We start from the raw sequence: 15,440 nt of genomic DNA on the forward strand, positions 1-15,440 counted from the left end.
TTTTATTTGATTTACACGAGGCAATCATGAAAATTCTGCAACCCCCACCTGGACCGAACCCCGAGGCTACGCCAACGGTACCATGGCCGAAATGCAAGTCGGCAGCCGATTGATTTTTGTTGGGGGCCAGATCGGCTGGAATGCCCAGCAGCAGTTTGAAACCGACAACCTGGCTGAACAGGTTGGCCAGGCACTGCAGAACATTGTCGATGTTCTGAAAGAAGGTGGCGCCGGTCCCGAGCACATTACGCGCATGACCTGGTATGTTGTCGACAAGCAAGAGTACAACGCCCAGTTGCGTGAAATCGGCCAGCAGTATCGCGCCATTATTGGCCGCAATTTTCCGGCCATGACGGCGGTTGAAGTCGCTGCGCTGATCGAAGACCGCGCCCGCGTCGAAATCGAAGTCACTGCTGTAGTACCGCCTGCAGCCTGATTTTTTGCTGAACGGTAAATCCAGAAAAACGCCCCGCAACTGCGGGGCGTTTCTGCTTTCGTCGGTCAGAGCCTGGAGAAGACCTCTTCGGCAATGTCCAGCGTGCGTTGAATGACGGCGTCATCGTGGGTGGCGGAAACAAAACCCGCCTCGAACGCCGATGGTGCAAAGTAAATGCCCTTGATCAGCATGGCGTGGAAAAACTTCTTGAACAGCTCAATATCGCATTCAGAAACTTCCGCGAATGTGGTGGGGATGCGTTCGCGGAAGTACAGCCCGAACATGCCGCCGATATAGTCGGTACTGAACGGGATGCCGGCGTTTTCGGCGCGTTCGGCCAGGCCGTCGGCCAGCTTGCCTGTTTGTGTTTCGAGGCGGTCATAAAAACCAGGCTCGGCCAGCAGCTTCAGGGTGACCAGACCGGCGGCGACGGCAACCGGGTTGCCCGACAGTGTGCCGGCCTGATAGACGGGGCCCAGGGGGCGACATGTTCCATAATATCGGCGCGACCACCAAATGCACCGACCGGCATGCCGCCGCCGATGACTTTGGCCAGGGTGGTGATGTCGGGCGTTACACCGGTCAGGCCTTGCACGCCTTGTGGGCCCACCCGGAAGCCGGTCATGACTTCGTCAAAAACCAGCAAGGCCCCGTGTTTTGTACACAAATGGCGCAAGGTTTCGAGGAAGCCCGGTTGTGGGCGGATCAGGTTCATGTTGCCGGCAATCGGCTCAACGATGATGCAGGCAATTTCGTCGCCATGGGTTGCGAAGGCGGCTTCAACGGCTTCAATGTTGTTGAAATCAAGTACCAGGGTGTGCTGGATGAATTCGGCCGGTACGCCCGCTGATGTGGGGTGGCCGAACGTGAGCATGCCTGAACCGGCCTTGACCAGCAGGCTGTCGGCATGGCCGTGATAGCAACCTTCAAATTTGATGATCTTGGGCCGTTTGGTGTAGCCCCGTGCCAGCCGGATGGCGCTCATGGTGGCTTCGGTACCCGAGCTGACCAGACGGACTTTTTCCATGGACGGCAGCCGCGCGGCAATCGCTTCGGCGATTTCGATTTCTGCTTCTGTCGGCGCCCCGAATGACAAGCCGTTGACGGCAGCTTCCTGAACGGCCCTGATCACTTCGGGGTGGGCGTGACCTAGAATGGCCGGGCCCCATGAGCCGACATAGTCGGTGTACTGTGTGCCTTGGGCATCCCAGACATAAGGACCTTGGGCGCGCTGGATGAATCGCGGTACGCCGCCAACCGAGCGAAAAGCACGAACGGGTGAATTAACCCCGCCGGGTATGGTGCGGCAGGCACGTTCAAAAAGTTCAGTGTTACGAGGCATGATGATCTTTCTTCAGAAAACGAAATGGAAACGGATCAGAACAGGGCTGTGAACCGGGCCGCTGTGCTGCGGATGTCCGGCGTGTCAAACAGACCGCCAATGACGGCCAGGCTGTCAGCCCCGGCGTGTACCACTTGTGCAGCATTGTCTGTGGTAATGCCGCCGATGGCGACCAGGGCGACCGGCTTTGCGGCGTGTTTCTTGCTTAATGGTTTTGCCTGGACAAAAAGATCCAGAGGCGCGCGCACGGCCTCTGGTTTGACCGTTGAGGCAAAGACGGCACCGAAGGCCACATAGTCGGCGCCGTCGCGTATGGCTTTTTCGGCGCGCTCAAGTTCGTTGTAGCAGGAACGACCGATGATTTTCCCGGCACCCAGAACGGCCCGTGCAGCACCGATGTCACCATCATCTTTGCCCAGGTGGACACCATCGGCCTGTACGGCCTGGGCCAGCGCGACATCGTCGTTGACAATGAAGGCGACCCCCAGTGTGCGGCACAGCCGTGCGATATGGCGTGCCTGCTGCAAAGAGTCGGCCGGTGCCAGTTTTTTTGACGCCATTGCAATACACGCATGCCGCCAAGAGCGGCCTGTTCTATCGTGTTGGCCAGCGCGGAAAAATCCGTGGTTTGCGGCGTGATGCCATACAAGCCACTGGGCAGTTGCGAGGAGTGCGTCATGATGGTGTGCGGTTGAAGATCGAGGCGCCCATGCCCGGACGAAAAATACGTGTACCAAGCTGGCTGGCCTGTTCGACCGCACGCTCTGCCGCCACGGCGGCTTCCGTACCTTTGGCCAGTTCAACGGCAAGCGCGCAAATCAGGGGGCCGTCATGGTTGAATACCCGGATGGCAGGGGCTGCCGGGGCCAATGGAACATTTGCTTGTCGGGGCCGCGCAGTACGTGAGCCCATTGCCCGGGGCGAATTTGTGCATTGGTTGTCATGACCCATTGTGCCCCGAAGTTCAGCAGGGCGGTCGCCGGGTGTGTCGGTGCCCCGCCCGGAACAAGCCCTTCGGTTTGCCAATGGGCCAGCAGGCCATCGTCGATGACCACCACATCGGTTTGGGGCAGCAGCAGCTCAAACAACGATGAGACAACCTCTTCGAGGTTATGGTCGTCGTCGCTGAAGGCCCGTGACGGCGCCGCCAGATGCAGCAACAGCGGGACATCGCTGTAATCGGCGGCGATTTGCGCCACGGTGCGCACGGCGTCAGCGCTGTAGAACGGGCCGGCCTTGATGGCACCCACCGGCATGTCTTCGAGCAGGCATCGGGCCTGATCGTCGATTAGTTCAGGGGCGATATCGTGGACATCTTCAATGGCGGCGGTATCCTGAACGTGCAGAGAGGTGACGCTGCTGATGGTGTGTGCGCCGAGCGTCGCACAGGTGACCGCGTCGGCTGGCAAGCCGCCGGAACCGCTGGGATCAAAGGGCCCGATAACAAGGACGATGGGGGTGACGCTACGTGCACTGACTCAAACCCGGTTACTATTGGGATTCATGGAATTGACCCCATTCTATAGGATACCTGCCTGCCCTACCGGTCAGGCTTTCAAAATTTTCAGCGAGTAACAAGCAATGCGTACATGGATGTGTCTTATCTGTGGTTGGATTTATGATGAAGAAGCCGGTTTGCCCGACGAGGGCATTGCACCGGGTACGCGATGGGAAGACGTGCCGCCCAACTGGGTCTGCCCTGAATGCGGCGCGCGCAAAGAAGATTTCGAAATGATGGAAGTGTAATCACCTTAAGGGGCGAGTCATGGCTACAGCCGAAATGCAATCAGAGAACAGCGTCGACTTGTCCAAACAGTTTTTGCTGGCCATGCCAGGCATGGTCGGGGGCGAGTGGGCCAACACTGTCATTTTCATGTGCGAGCACAATGCGCAAGGGGCGCTGGGGTTGGTGGTTAACCGTCCCACCGATCTGATGCTGCCCGATTTGCTGCAGCGGCTGTCAATTACGGTGTCGCCAGACGCGCCGGCGGCACAGCAGCCGGTATTTTTCGGTGGCCCCGTACATACCGATCGCGGGTTTGTATTACATACGCCCGGGCGCGACTATTCCGCCAGCTTGCCCATGGGCGACCTGTTGCTGACAACTTCCCGCGATATTCTGGAAGATATTGCCCAAGGCAACGGGCCTGCACATTACCTGGTGGCGCTGGGGTATGCCGGATGGGGCGCCGGTCAGCTTGAAAGCGAGCTGGCCCAGAATGCCTGGCTTAATGTCGCAGCAAACAATGCGGTCATTTTCGACGTGCCTCCTGAAGCGCGTTACGAATCAGCCATTGGTGTGCTGGGCATCCACTCTTCCATGCTCACGGGCACGGCAGGGCATGCCTGACGAAACCCTGCTGGCATTCGATTACGGTGTCAAGAAAATCGGCGTGGCGCTAGGCAACACGCTTACTCGCCATGCCCGTCCGTTAACGATTATTACCGCTGAACGCCGTGATCTGCGTTTCGACGAGATCGGAAAGCTGATGGTCGAATGGCGACCTGATCGTGTCATTGTCGGTTTGCCTCTGGCTGCCGATGGGCAGGATCAGCTGGCGACAACACAGGCACGGCGGTTTGCCAACCAGATTCATGGGCGGTTTGTCGTGCCGGTGGCGCTGGTCGATGAGCGCGGGTCAAGTCTCGAGGCCCAAGCGCGTCTGGGAACCAACGCGCCCGACGATGCTGTGGCGGCTGCTATTATTCTGCAGCGCTATCTTGACGCTCTGGGTCAAGACGCCATCATCTGACGAGGTTATTTTGGGTGCGGTCTTGTTTGTTTTGCGGTTACCCCTGGTTCTGATCTGGCTGGTTTCCAGTTTGCTGTGTGTTGCTCTGGTGTATCCGGTGGTCGGATTGTCGATACGCTCATCGCTGAATCACGCCTGGTCGCGCATGCTTATGGCCATTTGCGGTGTCAGGTTGCGTATTGTGGGGCAGCCGTCGATGCGGGGTGAGGCCCTGTGGGTGGCCAATCATGTGTCCTGGATCGATATTTTCATTCTCAGCAGTGTGCGTTGTGTCGCGTTCATTGCCAAGCGCGATATTCGTGATTGGCCGGTGATTGGCTGGCTGGTTGAGAAGGCGGGTACCGTTTTCATTGACCGTACCCAGCGTCATTCGGTGCGTCATGTGGGCGAGCAGATGCAGGGCATGTTCAGGCAAGGGCAGGTGGTCGGCTTGTTTGCCGAGGGAACAACCAGTACGGGTTTTGATGTGTTGCCGTTTCATGCCAGTCTTTTCGAGCCGCCGTTGCGGACAGGGGTATTGATTCAGCCTGTGGCATTACGTTTCTTCCATCGTGGCCAGCGCAGTGCTCGCATCGCGTTTGTGGGCGAGCAGTCACTGGTCGCTAACCTGGCGATCTTGCTGGCCAGTACCTCGACCTGTGTCGAGGTTGAGTTCCTGCCTGCGTTGACGGCACAACACTATGAAGGGTGGACCCGTGCACAGTTGGCAGCATTTATACGAGAGCAGATTCGTGAGGCAGTGGCGGTGGGGGCTGATACAGAAACTAATGTCAATCAGGCTCTGCCCGAGAAACAATAGCTGTTTCACAGGAGCGCAGAGCAAGGAAAAGTGATGCAGGTTTGCGGGGCGTCAGGGTTTTTGTGATTGCCTGCAATCAACCTGTATCAGTTTGTGGTCGTGCAGGCGCACGGCCGTTAGTTTTCCGCCCCAAACGCATCCGGTATCCAGGCAAATGGCGTCGGGCCGGATCATCAGCCCCAACGTTGACCAGTGTCCGAACACGACCGTTTTGTCGGCTGTCGCCCGGTTCGGGACATCGAACCAGGGGATCAGGCCGGTGTTTGCGGCTGCGATGGGCGAATTCTTGTAGCTGAACTCCATGTGGCCTTTGCGGTTGCACATGCGGATGCGCGTCAGGGCGTTGATGATGACGCGCAAACGCTTGTTGTTGCCCAGATCTTCGCTCCAGGCAACCGGTTCATCACCATACATTTTCTCAAGGGTGCGTTTCCAGTTGGGAGAGCGCAGGGCCGACTCAACTTCGGCGGCCAGCGACAGTGTTTTTTCAACGTCCCATTTGGCCATCACGCCGGCATGTACCAGCAAGTGGCCGTGCGCATAGTGGGCCAACGGGCGGTGCCGCAGCCAGGTGATGATTTCGTCGGCGTCGGGCGCTTTGAGAATGTCGGCGATGGTATCTGATTTGCCCGGCTTTCTGACACCGGCGGCGACGGCCAGCAGGTTCAGGTCATGATTGCCCAGCACAGTGATGGCTTTTTTGCGCATACCCATGATGTGGCGGACGGTTTCAAGCGATTGCGGGCCACGATTGACGATATCGCCGGCAAACCAGAGTTCACGCTCTGTGTCGGCGGCAATGTCGGGATGCTTGAGCAGGTCGTGGAGTGACTGGCAGCACCCTGGACGTCACCAATGAACCAGATGTCGTGGGGAGTGTTCATGCCGTGCGGCTCCAGGGGCTGTGTGTGACAAGAAAGCGCCGGACGTTATGTTGATTTTCCATGAGGATCAGCGCCCCGAGCGCGAGCAGCAGCGCGCCGATGTTGGGGACCAGCGCAGTGACCCATGGGGCCCATTTGCCCAGCATTCCGACGTTCAGGGCCAGCTGGTTGATCATGAAAAAGCCGACGCCCAGAAGAATGCCGGCAAACACCTTGCCACCGACACCGCCTCGTCGGGTTTGCATGAACCCGATGGGTGCGGCGATGGTGATCATGACGAGCAGCGTGAAGGGTAAGCCAGCTTGCGCCATAAGGCCACGACTTCCCGATTGGTTTGCAGGTTATTGGCTTCCAGATACGAAATATAGTCGCTCAGTACCGAGATCGACATGCGTTCCGGTGTCAGGATTCGTGCAATCAGGCGTTCCGGTGTCAGGGTGGTGGGCAGGCGGCGCTGCCCTGCCGTGTTGACCTGGGTGACGGGTGCGTCGGTGACGCGGGCATCGGCAAGGGCATCAACGGCAGCCGCATTGATCCGTGTTTCGGTCACCTGGTTCATGACCAGCGATCCGTCATTGAAGTAGCCGTCAACCGCTTGTGAAAATGAGGCCAGTTCCTGGCCTTCACGAAACTCGTACAAGGTGATGCCCGCAACACCCCCGTTAGGCTTGAGTTCGGCAATGTTGATGACGCGGGTACCGTTTTCGGGGGCTTCTTCCTTGAACCAATAGCCGCTGTTCAGGCGTCCACCCCCGCCCGACCCAACAACTGAAGCGATGTTTCACTGGTTTTGATTTCTGCCGCTGGTGTGATGAGTTCAGACAGGATGAATGCCCCGATGACCCAGGGCAGGGTGATAACCCAGAGCATGCGCATCAGTTTCATGCCGCTGACCCCGGACACCCTCAGGATAACCAGCTCGTTGCGCTGGGCAAGGCTGGCCAACGCCAGGATAGCGCCGATCAGAAGACCGATGGGCAGCAGCTCGTAAAGCCGGGTCGGCATTTGCAGTGCCTGCAGGTAAAACAGGTCGAATACCGTAAAGTTGTTGCCAACGTCTTCCAGCGCTTCGATCAGTGCAAAAAACGTGAAAAGCCCCAGCAGTGCCACCAGGACAACGGCGCAGGATCGGTAAATTTCACGGGCGAGGTAGCGACGGGCGGTGCGCATGGAAAGTCGGTTTTTAAAGACAAGGCGTAAGCTTAACAAACACAGCCGTTCCGTGTTTTGACGCAAGGCCCCGGATGGGCAAGCGAGAAACTGAATCAGCAGGTTTGCGCGGTTTGCATCAGGGGATTTGCACCATCTGCATGCGACGCATCAGGGTGGCCGTTCGCGATTGCAGGTAGCTGGTGTTGCCTCGCCGGTCATAATAGGCGGGGTTGGGCAGCATGGCGGCCAGTCGGGCAGCCTGGGGGCATTCAGTTGTGCCGCAGGACGCTTGAAATAATGGTTTGCTGCGGCTTGGGCACCAAAAACATTAACGCCCCATTGCGCCACATTCAGGTAAAGTTCAAGAATACGCTCTTTGCTCATGACCGCTTCGATCATGTAGGTGAGAATCAGCTCCTGGCCTTTTCGCAAATAAGACCGGTCAGACGACAGAAACAGGTTTTTTGCCAGTTGCTGTGTGATGGTCGAGCCGCCCCGCATGCGGCTGCGACCCTCGTCGGCCATTTCCAGATTGTACTCGAAGGCGCGCCGGATGGCGTCCCATTCGACACCGTTATGTGCCATGAAGTTGGCGTCCTCTGCCGCAATGACGGCGCGTTTGAGATCACGGCTGATTTGAGCATACGGTACCCACTCGTAGACCAGGGTAGCGTCAGGATTATCGGTTCGCAGTTCGGCCAGTGTGCTGCGCATGAATGCGCTGGTGCCCGGGTTATTGAAGTTCAGCCAGATCACCATGATGAACAGCCCGAACTGGTAAAGCAACAGGCCGAACAGCCCGACCAGCCCGACAACAGCCAGCAGCCGGGGCTTTGACATGCGGGCGTCTTGCCGGTCAACCATTGGCGATCTGTTGCCGCAGTGCGGTCAGAACGGGGTCAATGTCGGGCATCACGCCATTCCAGATCTGGAAGCTGACGGCGGCCTGCCCTGTCAGCATGCCCAGGCCGTCGGCAACGCGGGCGGCACCTGCGGCACGTGCAAAACGCATGAATGCGGTGGCCTGCGGCGCATAGAACATGTCATAGGCCAGGGCGTCGGGAGCGAAAGACAGGCCGGGAATGGCCGGGGCCTGGTCGTCGATGCTGCTGGACGTTGCATTGATGACGACATCCCAGTGGCCGTTCAGTTCATCCAGTGGCCCCGCGCTCAGGCGCCTGGCCGCATCAGGCTGATGAATGGTGAGGGCTTCCCGCAATTGCTGTGCGCGTTCTGCCGTGCGGTTGATGATGTGCAGATGGGAGCAGCCGGCTTGCAGCAATGGCAAGGTGACACCTTTGGCGGCACCACCAGCGCCGATCAGCAGGACACGCCGGTCTTCAGGGTCGGCACCCAGACGACGCAGGTCGGTCAGCAGCCCGACGCCGTCGGTATTGCAGGCTTTCAGCTGGCCGTTCTCTTGCCACAGCGTGTTGACCGCGCCGGCCAGCCGGGCGCGTTCTGAAAGCCCGTTTCCTGCCATCGCCCATGCCCGTTCTTTGAACGGTACTGTAATGTTGAGCCCCGAACCACCCTCTGCGAAGAAGGCCTCGACAGTCGCTTCGAACGCGTCGAGCGGTGCGCAAATGCGCTCATAGGTCAAGGCAATGCCGGTCTGTGCACTGAAGGCGGCATGAATGAACGGCGATTTGCTGTGGGCAACGGGGTTGCCGACAACAGCAAATTTCTTCGGGGCAGGCGAGGCGATGGGCGTGGTCATTGGGTGGTCAGTTGATCGTTGGTGAAATGCCAGGTTCGGGTAATGGCCAGAATATCGGTGTGTTGTGCAAGCTCGGGCGGCAAGGGGGCAAAAGGAGCCGCCAGTTGAACAATGCGACGAGCCGCCAGGTTCAGCACGGGTTCATTGGATGGGGTATTGATCTCGACCCGCTCCAGCGAGCCGTCTTTGCGGATATAGGCGGTCAGCTGCAATGACCCGTAAATTTTGCCACGAGCCTCAGGCGGGTAGTGCGTTGTCCCGATGTGTTCGATTTTCTGGCGCCACGCTTCGACGTACAGTGCATGGCCGGCCTCGCGCGCAGAAGGGCCGACAAATTGCTGGCGCGGCTGCGCACTGTAGCGTTCGATTTGTGCTTTGATCGCGGCAATGCGGGCGCCAAGCACGGCGCTGTCACGCGACTGATTATCTGTGCCTGGCATTTCGGATTGCTGTAACAGGTCGGGGCGGTGTGTCTGAGGTGCCAGCAGTTGCGCCTCGAGCCGGGTCAGCAAGCGTTCTTGCTGTGCTTCAAGTTCGGCCTGCCGTTTGCGCAACGCCTCAAGGATGACTTCGTCGGGGCTTTCGGGGGTGGTCAGGGAAGTGGTGAGCTGGCCAGGGCATCAGGTGTTTCTGTCCCCCGGCATTCAGATTGTGTTGAGCCAGGACGCGCGGCGTTGCCGGGGCAGTTTCCGTGCGTGTATTGACCAACGTGACTTCCAGCGATTGAGCGGGCGGCCTGCGGGCGTCCGGCGCCGTAAAGCGCAGCGTTACAACGACCGCATGGATGCACAGTGAAACTGTGATCCCGATGTAAAGCCAGCTTTTTCGCTCGGTCGCCCACACGGTGCTCAGGCGTCCGGTTGCAATACGTCAATCAGGCGGCAGTGCACATCGATGGCCAGTTCGTCGTAGCCCGTAATGGCCAGCCGTACTGCAGTACCGCGTTCAAGTTCCGGTAACCCGCCGACCCGGGTGACCAGCGGCGCGCAATCGAACCGTACCAGGTCTTCACGTAAAACCGTGGCCGTGACTTCGGTCAGCTGTTGTTGCTGCAGCCAACGCATGCACCAGTAACGCTCCATGGCCGACTGGAATTCACCCCATGCGGAATACTGGGCGTCAAAGGCCCCGATGATGGCGAACAGGTCAGCCTCTTTGGGCTTGAACGGGGCGACCAGTCGTGCCGATACCCCGTGCTGGGCCGCCGCAATGATTTGCCCTTGGTTGATCAGGTCAACATAGCGACGCAGCGGCGATGTTGACCACGCATACTGCGGTACACCGATGGCTTCGTGCGGCAGAGCCTGGGTTGACATGCGTACCCGACCCGCCTGCTGGGAACGATAAATGCCCGGTACGCCGTGCTGTGCCATGAAGGCACCCCAGAGCTTGTTGGTCAGGATCATGTACTCGGCCACCAGACGATCAAGGGGGCATTACGCTGGCGCGGCACCAGCTTGACGATGCTGTGAGGGTCTTCCGGGTCGCCCTCGAGGTAGAAAGAATATTCGGTACGGGAATTGTTTTCCGGCTTGCCGCGAGCCTGCTCGCGTTCGCGGATCAAGTGGCGGGAAAATTGCCAGAGGGGTCGGAGCCAGTGTCCATAAGGCAACGGTGCTTGCGGGTCGTCCAGTGCGGCTTCGGTGACTTCGGCGTCAAGCCAGTTATGTCGAAGGTTTTCCTTGACGGTGACGCGTTCCAGGCGGGTTTCCCACTGGCTGACCTCGCCGGTTTCAAGGTTGGCCGTCACGTACAGTGACAGTGCAGGTTTGGCCTGACCGGCGTCCAGCGAAAATGCGTTGATCAGGGCATCAGGCAGCATGGGAATTTTTTGCCCGGGCATATACACCGTAGACATGCGGCTGCGGGCCAGTTCGTCAAGCTCGTTGCCCCGTTTGACCAGTAAGCCGGGAGCCGCAATGTGCACGCCAATTCGCACCTCTGCACCGGTCAGCGGGGTGACAGACAGCGCATCATCGACTTCGGTGGTGGTGATGTCGTCGATTGAGTACGCTTCGACATCGGCCAGGGGCAGGTCAAGATCCAGTGGAGGGATGTCGGCATGTTTGAACGACAGCCCCCGCGGGAAGTGAGTGGCGAAAAAACGGTCGCGATGCAGCTTCAGTGCATGCGGCCACGCACCGACGTGCAGCAGCAGTTTTTCGGGCGTGGTGGCCAGCTGTGTGACAGCGGCGTCAAAGGCCTTCCATTCAAGCGAGTTTTTGTCGGGTTTGACCAGGAAGGTTTGGGCGACACTGGCCAGGGTTTCGGGCAGCTGGCCTGCAACCAGTTCATCGGTCCAGCGTTGTTGCTGTTCGGCGGCCAGCCGCTTTTTCTCGATGGCGGCCAGTGCGGCCTGCAGGATCTCGGGGGGCGGGTCGATAACGGCCTTTGCCACGCCGGTGAAAATAGGCCGGGGCACTGTTCAGGGCGAAGATAAGGGCCGCTTTTTCAACCGCAGACGGAGGGTGGCCAAAGTATTCCTGCGCGAAGACGGTGGCCTCAAACTCGTCTTGTGGCGCACATTCCCACAGAAAATCAATTTCAAGGCTTTCGGCCAGGGCGTTGGCGTTTTGCAAAAGCTCCTGCGGCCCGGGCTGGTCGAACTGGAACAGCACGTGTGTATTTTTTATCTTGCTGCGTTTGCCGCTTTCAGATTCCACCTGCAACGTGGAGTCGCTTTGCGAAAAGATCTTTTCCGCCTTGAAGTTGCCACTGTCTTCGTAGAGAACGTACATAAATTATCGTTTTAGTGTTTTGTGCCGGGCTCGCCCGGAATGAATTGCATGACTTCCGGGAGCCAGCGTGCAAAGTCGGAAATGCCGTGGTCACTGCCATTGATGATACGACTGCGGCACCCGCCATACCATCGGGCCATTTCAACCCAGTTCAGCACTTCGTCGCCGGTGCAGGCCACCAGAAAGTGGCGGTTGCTGTATGCAGGTGGTGGAAACGCGAGGCGGTCAAGTTCATTGATATGTTCAGGTAAAAAAACAAAGGGTGCATCGCTGTGATAGTGCGGGTGGGTGCCCACCGGGTTGCCAGGTCGCGTGCGGCATAGATTACCGGGTTCAACACCACCGAGCGGCATTGCCAGGCATGCGCCAGGTGACCGGCGTAATAACCGCCCAGCGACGAGCCGACCACAACAAGCTCCTCAGAGGGGTTGGACAGTTTCTGCACAAGATTGTTGCATAACTCGATGGCGTGAGCCGGGCTGGCGGGCAACTGCGGGCATACCCATTCGGCGTGCGGCAATTGCCGGGCAACGGCGTCTGCCAGCAGTTGTGCCTTGGCTGACTGGGGTGAGGACCGGAAGCCGTGCAAGTAGAGGATCATGCGGACACCTGCGCCAGTGCGGTGAGCACTTTGTCGTGTACGCCGCCAAAACTGCCGTTGCTCATGATCAGGATATGATCGCCAGGCTGTGCTTGTGCGGTGATGGCCTGCACCATCGCGCCAAGATCGTGCCAGCCGCTGGCACGATTGCCCATCGGGGCCAGAACGACTGCGGGATCCCACCCCAAGGCGTGTTTCCCTTCGGTTTCGCCAAAGCAGAAGACGCGGTCGGCCGTCTTGAGGGCGTCGGGAAGCTGCGCCGCCATGGTGCCCAGCTTCATGGTGTTTGAGCGCGGTTCAATCACGGCCAGTATGCGAGCGTTACCCACCTGGCATCGCAAGCCGTCAAGCGTGGTTGCGATGGCCGTCGGGTGATGGGCAAAATCGTCGTATACGGTAATGTTGTTGACGATGCCGCGCACTTCCATCCGGCGCTTGACGCCTGCAAAGCAGCTGAGTGCGTCAAGGGCGGCTGCGGGGTCGACGCCCGCATGGTTTGCCGCGGCCAGCGCGGCCAGTGCGTTCAGACGGTTATGTCGGCCGGTAAGTTGCCATGTGATATCGCCCAGAACAGCGCCATTCTCAATAACCGTGAAGTGCGACGCATGGCCGTTTTCGGTGTATTGCCAGCGCCCGTCATCGCCGAAGCAATCAATCGGGCTCCAGCAGCCACGCGCGATGACGCGGTCAAGTGCCTCGCAACGGGCGGGGCGTATGATGCGCCCGGAACCTGGCACGGTGCGCACCAAATGGTGAAACTGGGTTTCAATGGCGTCCAGGTTCGGAAAAATATCGGCGTGGTCGTACTCCAGGTTGTTCAATACCGCAGTACGGGGCCGGTAATGTACAAATTTCGAGCGTTTATCAAAAAACGCCGTGTCGTATTCATCGGCTTCGATGACAAACAGGGGCTGTGCAGGGTTGAAGCGGGCCGATACCTTAAGGCCGGGAGCAATCCCCCGATAAGGAAATTGGGGGTGTGGCCGGTTTGTTCCAGGATCCAGGCCAGCATCGAGCTGGTTGTGGTCTTGCCATGGGTGCCTGCAACGGCCAGGACATACTGTCCTTGCAATATATGCTCACCCAGCCATTGGGGCCCCGAGGTGTAGGGCAGGCCCTGGTCAAGAATGGCCTCCATCAGCGGGTTGCCGCGGCTGACGACATTGCCCACAATGAACAGGTCGGGCTTGATGTTGACTTGTTCGGCGCCGAAACCTTCGGTCAGGTGGATGCCTTGTTCTTCCAGTTGTGTGCTCATGGGGGTATACGCCGGTGTCGCAGCCCGTAACCGTGTGGCCCGCTGCCCGGGCAATCAGGGCAAGGCCGCCCATGAACGTTCCGCAGATCCCCAGTATGTGTAAGTGCATTCGATTCCTTTCGGTGCCGGTGGTATTGGGCCAGCCATCCGGCCTGATGTAATGGCAGTGCTAAAATTCATTTTATGATGAAGCGTCGTACTTTTTTGCAGGCGTGCGTCGGGGCCGCATTAACCTCGGGGGTGGGGCATGCCGTTTGGGCGGCAAGTCCAGACGCCTTGTTCACCCGGCAGTTTCCCGATCACGAAGGTGTTGAAACGTCTCTCGGCCAATGGCTGGGGCGTCCGGTTGTGTTCAACTTCTGGGCAACCTGGTGTCCACCATGCATCAAAGAAATGCCCGATCTCCAGGCGCTCAGCCAACAGTTCCCCGGCGTGCAGTTTGTCGGGCTGGGTGTCGACACGGCAGCCAACGTGCGCAAGTTCATGCCCAAAGTCAATGTTTCATATCCGTTGCTGGTTACCGGTTACGCTGGAATAGACCTGATGAAATCGCTGGGCAACGCGGCGGGCGGCTTGCCGTTCACTCTGGTGTACGATGCAGCCGGGCAGGTTGTTGAACGCATCCTGGGCCAGATCAAACCCGCTGAACTCGAGGCAGTCCTGCAACGTTTTCCAGTGGCCTGACGGGTGTTGCGGCAACCCCGGAAGTATTTGCAATTGTCGGTATTTAATAGACAAATAGCTGTTTTTAGCGTAAAAAAACGGTCTGTCTGTCACAGAAAAGCGTAAATGGCACAACATATTCTGGTGCTCCATGGCCCAAACCTGAACCTGCTGGGAACACGTGAGCCCGGTATTTACGGGCATCAAACCCTGGCGGATATCAACGCGCATCTTTCACACGTCTGTGAAACCGCAGGTGCCGGGCTGGCCGTTTTCCAAAGCAACCACGAAGGTGAGCTTGTCGATCGCATTCAGGCCACGCGACACGACGAAACCGAATTTATCATTATCAATGCAGGGGCTTACACCCACACCAGTGTTGCCATTCGTGATGCACTGGCCGGTGTGGCCCTGCCATTCATAGAAGTACACCTCTCCAACGTGCACAAGCGCGAGCCGTTTCGCCATCATTCTTATTTGTCGGATCAGGCCGTCGGTGTCATCGTCGGGTTGGGGGCTTACGGGTACGAGGCGGCGGTTCGTTACGCCCTGGCCCACTAGACGCACTACACTCGCTGTTAGTTTTTATCAATCATCACTCGAGCACGGCCCTTTGCGGCCGGTGCCGCGTTACGGGAAGTTTGTATGGACCTCAGAAAATTGAAAACCCTGATCGACCTGGTTGCCGATTCGGGTATCGCCGAGCTTGAAATCACCGAAGGTGAGGGCAAAGTCAGAATCGTTAAGTTCTCTCAGGCCGTACAGCCCGTGGCGTATGTGCCCGAGGCCGCACCGGTACAGGCGGTCGCACCGGCGCCTGCCCAGGCTCCCGCTGACGCTGCACCCAAAGTGCCACAGGGTCATATCGTCAAGGCTCCCATGGTGGGTACGTTCTACCGCGCACCTAATCCAGGTGCATCGCCTTTTGTCGAGGTGGGACAGTCGGTCAAAGAGGGTGAGCCTCTGTGCATCATCGAGGCCATGAAGCTGCTCAACGAAATCGAGGCCGACAAGTCCGGTGTCATTAAAGAAATTCTCGTGGAAAACGGCGAGCCGGTCGAATATGGTCAACCGCTTTTTGTAATTGGCTAACC

The 15,440-nt window shown here is 58.6% G+C and carries 10 protein-coding genes and 9 pseudogenes; 8 read left to right on the plus strand and 11 right to left on the minus strand.

The genetic code is table 11. The annotated features are described in order from the left end of the window. Positions 1-26: 26 nt before the first annotated feature. Positions 27-436 (plus strand): annotated as a pseudogene (locus N7E01_RS11245) (RidA family protein). A 65-nt stretch (positions 437-501) separates the two neighbouring features. Here the strand turns inward: N7E01_RS11245 and hemL are convergent. From hemL to N7E01_RS11260, 3 genes and pseudogenes are all read right to left on the minus strand, one after another. Next, positions 502-1,778, minus strand: a pseudogene (gene hemL, locus N7E01_RS11250) (glutamate-1-semialdehyde 2,1-aminomutase). 35 nt (positions 1,779-1,813) lie between these two features. After that, positions 1,814-2,457 (minus strand): annotated as a pseudogene (gene thiE, locus N7E01_RS11255) (thiamine phosphate synthase). Positions 2,458-2,596: 139 nt separating this feature from the next. Beyond that, complete coding sequence (locus tag N7E01_RS11260; protein ID WP_289172944.1) at positions 2,597-3,187, minus strand: bifunctional hydroxymethylpyrimidine kinase/phosphomethylpyrimidine kinase; 591 nt, start codon at positions 3,185-3,187, stop codon at positions 2,597-2,599. Between the two features lie 172 nt (positions 3,188-3,359). Between N7E01_RS11260 and N7E01_RS11265 the strand changes: the two genes are divergently transcribed. The 4 genes from N7E01_RS11265 to N7E01_RS11280 are packed head-to-tail and all read left to right on the plus strand — an operon-like array spanning position 3,360 to position 5,330. Further along, a complete protein-coding gene (locus N7E01_RS11265) occupies positions 3,360-3,524 on the plus strand; it encodes a rubredoxin (protein ID WP_093969449.1) in 165 nt (54 codons plus the stop codon). A 19-nt stretch (positions 3,525-3,543) separates the two neighbouring features. Continuing rightward, complete coding sequence (locus tag N7E01_RS11270; protein ID WP_289172945.1) at positions 3,544-4,128, plus strand: YqgE/AlgH family protein; 585 nt, start codon at positions 3,544-3,546, stop codon at positions 4,126-4,128. Next, the gene (gene ruvX / locus N7E01_RS11275) at positions 4,121-4,531 is read left to right on the plus strand and encodes a Holliday junction resolvase RuvX (protein WP_289172946.1); all 411 of its coding nucleotides are present in this window, start codon (positions 4,121-4,123) and stop codon (positions 4,529-4,531) included. The genes N7E01_RS11270 and ruvX overlap by 8 nt, the downstream gene beginning before the upstream one ends. Positions 4,532-4,541: 10 nt before the next feature. After that, the gene (locus N7E01_RS11280; RefSeq protein WP_289175800.1) at positions 4,542-5,330 is read left to right on the plus strand and encodes a lysophospholipid acyltransferase family protein; all 789 of its coding nucleotides are present in this window, start codon (positions 4,542-4,544) and stop codon (positions 5,328-5,330) included. A 51-nt stretch (positions 5,331-5,381) separates the two neighbouring features. On the opposite strand, the pseudogene N7E01_RS11285 reads toward N7E01_RS11280, so the two are convergent. The 8 genes and pseudogenes from N7E01_RS11285 to mpl form a co-directional block, all read right to left on the minus strand. After that, positions 5,382-6,214 (minus strand): annotated as a pseudogene (locus N7E01_RS11285) (symmetrical bis(5'-nucleosyl)-tetraphosphatase). Then, positions 6,211-7,384 (minus strand): annotated as a pseudogene (gene lptG / locus N7E01_RS11290) (LPS export ABC transporter permease LptG). Before lptG ends, N7E01_RS11285 begins: the two co-directional pseudogenes overlap by 4 nt. 118 nt (positions 7,385-7,502) lie before the next feature. Continuing rightward, positions 7,503-8,206: pseudogene (mtgA, locus tag N7E01_RS11295) on the minus strand (monofunctional biosynthetic peptidoglycan transglycosylase). Between the two features lie 16 nt (positions 8,207-8,222). Then, positions 8,223-9,086, minus strand: coding sequence for a shikimate dehydrogenase (gene aroE, locus N7E01_RS11300; RefSeq protein WP_289172947.1), 864 nt, complete (start codon positions 9,084-9,086; stop codon positions 8,223-8,225). Next, a complete protein-coding gene (locus tag N7E01_RS11305) occupies positions 9,083-9,640 on the minus strand; it encodes an energy transducer TonB (protein WP_289172948.1) in 558 nt (185 codons plus the stop codon). Before N7E01_RS11305 ends, aroE begins: the two co-directional genes overlap by 4 nt. A 294-nt stretch (positions 9,641-9,934) precedes the next feature. Next, positions 9,935-11,824: pseudogene (locus tag N7E01_RS11310) on the minus strand (ribonuclease catalytic domain-containing protein). Between the two features lie 11 nt (positions 11,825-11,835). Beyond that, a pseudogene (locus tag N7E01_RS11320) lies at positions 11,836-12,425 on the minus strand (YqiA/YcfP family alpha/beta fold hydrolase). Beyond that, positions 12,422-13,792, minus strand: a pseudogene (gene mpl, locus N7E01_RS11325) (UDP-N-acetylmuramate:L-alanyl-gamma-D-glutamyl-meso-diaminopimelate ligase). The pseudogenes N7E01_RS11320 and mpl overlap by 4 nt, the downstream one beginning before the upstream one ends. A 74-nt stretch (positions 13,793-13,866) precedes the next feature. On the opposite strand from mpl, the gene N7E01_RS11330 reads away from it, so the two are divergent. The 3 genes from N7E01_RS11330 to accB all read left to right on the plus strand — a co-directional run bounded on the left by N7E01_RS11330 (position 13,867) and on the right by accB (position 15,438). Further along, the gene (locus tag N7E01_RS11330; protein WP_289172950.1) at positions 13,867-14,367 is read left to right on the plus strand and encodes a TlpA family protein disulfide reductase; all 501 of its coding nucleotides are present in this window, start codon (positions 13,867-13,869) and stop codon (positions 14,365-14,367) included. Between the two features lie 105 nt (positions 14,368-14,472). Beyond that, on the plus strand, positions 14,473-14,907 hold the full coding sequence (aroQ, locus tag N7E01_RS11335; RefSeq protein ID WP_289172951.1) for a type II 3-dehydroquinate dehydratase: 435 nt from the start codon (positions 14,473-14,475) through the stop codon (positions 14,905-14,907). Positions 14,908-14,991: 84 nt separating this feature from the next. Continuing rightward, positions 14,992-15,438 carry an acetyl-CoA carboxylase biotin carboxyl carrier protein gene (gene accB, locus N7E01_RS11340; RefSeq protein WP_289172952.1) on the plus strand — a complete coding sequence of 149 codons (447 nt, stop codon included), beginning with the start codon at positions 14,992-14,994 and terminating at the stop codon, positions 15,436-15,438. The last annotated feature ends 2 nt before the right edge of the window (positions 15,439-15,440 follow it).

The organism is Neopusillimonas aromaticivorans (assembly GCF_030344915.1).
Classification (GTDB): domain Bacteria; phylum Pseudomonadota; class Gammaproteobacteria; order Burkholderiales; family Burkholderiaceae_B; genus Neopusillimonas; species Neopusillimonas aromaticivorans.

Bases quoted from the DNA above. Each gene is read 5' to 3' on its own strand.
- accB (WP_289172952.1), top strand. From the start codon at position 14,992: ATGGACCTCAGAAAATTGAAAACCCTGATCGACCTGGTTGCCGATTCG.
- N7E01_RS11265 (WP_093969449.1), top strand. From the start codon at position 3,360: ATGCGTACATGGATGTGTCTTATCTGTGGTTGGATTTATGATGAAGAA.
- aroE (WP_289172947.1), bottom strand. From the start codon at position 9,086: ATGACCACGCCCATCGCCTCGCCTGCCCCGAAGAAATTTGCTGTTGTC.
- N7E01_RS11270 (WP_289172945.1), top strand. From the start codon at position 3,544: ATGGCTACAGCCGAAATGCAATCAGAGAACAGCGTCGACTTGTCCAAA.
- ruvX (WP_289172946.1), top strand. From the start codon at position 4,121: ATGCCTGACGAAACCCTGCTGGCATTCGATTACGGTGTCAAGAAAATC.
- N7E01_RS11330 (WP_289172950.1), top strand. From the start codon at position 13,867: ATGATGAAGCGTCGTACTTTTTTGCAGGCGTGCGTCGGGGCCGCATTA.
- aroQ (WP_289172951.1), top strand. From the start codon at position 14,473: ATGGCACAACATATTCTGGTGCTCCATGGCCCAAACCTGAACCTGCTG.